This window comes from Chitinivorax tropicus (assembly GCF_014202905.1).
GTDB classification, from domain to species: domain Bacteria; phylum Pseudomonadota; class Gammaproteobacteria; order Burkholderiales; family SCOH01; genus Chitinivorax; species Chitinivorax tropicus.
In genome coordinates this window covers 1-1603 of the sequence record NZ_JACHHY010000077.1, presented here as the reverse complement: position 1 = coordinate 1603, position 1603 = coordinate 1, and the positions used below count along the sequence as shown (strand labels likewise).

At 52.5% G+C, this 1603-nt stretch carries 2 protein-coding genes; both read left to right on the top strand.

Annotated features, from left to right (window positions below):
- On the top strand, window positions 1-687 hold a 687-nt coding region (locus tag HNQ59_RS19785; protein ID WP_246491091.1), incomplete at its 5' end, for a hypothetical protein.
- On the top strand, window positions 684-1208 hold the full coding sequence (locus HNQ59_RS19345) for a hypothetical protein (protein WP_184042023.1): 525 nt from the start codon (window positions 684-686) through the stop codon (window positions 1206-1208). The genes HNQ59_RS19785 and HNQ59_RS19345, both read left to right, overlap by 4 nt.
- The last annotated feature ends 395 nt before the right edge of the window (window positions 1209-1603 follow it).

Below are 1603 nucleotides of genomic sequence, written 5' to 3'. Positions count from 1 at the left end.
AATGTGGGCAAAGCGGCCAGTGGTGCAGGCCGGTGGATGCTGAACGAATTCGGCCCCCAGGCTGGGTTGATGTTTGAGCGTTATCAGTACAAGACAGGGTTGGTGCAATATGCCATGCCACCTGAGTTTGCTACCGCCAGCGGGTCGGCAGGGTTAAAATATCGGGCTGTGACGCTGTCCCTGAGTGAGGGGATTGGGTGGGGGGGGCCAAATACAACTAGAACTGGCGCATTTGATCCCGCATTACTTAATGCACCTGAGCGAGTAATGTGGCCGGACTTGGGGAGGCTTGAAAGTAAGCAAGGCTATGTATCTTCCGCGGGGCTTGAGAAAGTACAGACCCACCTTGACTTATTTGGGCAAAATGAGGCGAATAGCTTGATGGTGCAAAGATTGCAACGTGCATTAGACAGCGGCACTCCAATTGAGGGGGCTGACTTGGTCTTTTATACTCATGAATTGAATGAGGCGACTAGAACCGGACGCCTAGCTAAGGAGCTTAATGTGAGCCCCGCGATTGTGGCAGAACAGAGCGAGGCCGGGTACGCCTTCTATAACAAAGTTCATGTCGAGTCCTTGAATAAGTATCAGACGTCGCCATTCAGTGTTTATCATCTGGATGTTCTAAATGCCAATCCAGGTGATTGGTCGTCTGCTTGGTTTAAATTTTGGGAGCAGAGAAAATGATGAAAGAACATTTCACCGAGGTTGGATTAATTCGAGTGTGGGAATCCATCCTTCCCGTGCCGAAGTTCCAATATGAGAAAAGTGATGAATTGGAATTCTTCGTACGTGCCGATAATCAATGCGCGGCAGAGAATGTCGTTGTTGCAGTGGAGAAATTCTACAATGCGGGCCCAAGGGTGATTTACGGACTTTTAGGATGTACTTATGAAATAAAAAACCAAGCAGAACTTGATGTTTTGGTTGGTTTTAATGATGTGAGCACACCCTGTTCAAATCATGACTTAGCCAATTCTGCTGGAGCATGTTTTCTTGGCCTGGATGAAAGGTCAGCCCGAGCGATTAATTCGGCATTGCGCGCTCGGTTGGAAGCATCGGAAAGTGGCTTGTGCGGTGGGCGACTTGTGATCAACTATGCTGTTTCTTCTGAAATAGGGTCTTCGCCAAACTTATTTGGAGAGCTGGCTATGCGTTTAATTGATGAAATTGTGCTCGTGTTAAAAGGTATGCATGTAGCCCCATAGGTGACGCCACCATACCGGCCCACGAGCAGGCGCTCACCACCCGCTTTGAATACAACACTCACGGCGCTGTCGGATGCGTAGGCGGCCTGTCTGCGCGGTCTGACAGGCTGGGCGCTGCCGCGGCTCACTGACATGAATCACCATGTAGCGTGAGCCCTTCCTAGCCTCCATCCTGCCATCTCGTCCTGGCAAGCCCCCCCGCACGCCGCCAGCATCTGAGGCCAGTTGCTCAAGAAGACCGACCCAGAGACGGACGTGACGTATGGGAACGGCTTCCGGGAGCGGGCGCAACCGGTGACGCGCTATGGCTATGACCTGTTGGGCCGGTTGGTGAGCAAGCTGGACGGCAACGGCCAGCGCGAGACACAGCAGGTGCTGGCGGGCACGACCGCGCA

Excerpts from the sequence above, each read along its gene's own strand:
- HNQ59_RS19345 (WP_184042023.1), top strand. The coding sequence starts at position 684 with ATGATGAAAGAACATTTCACCGAGGTTGGATTAATTCGAGTGTGGGAA.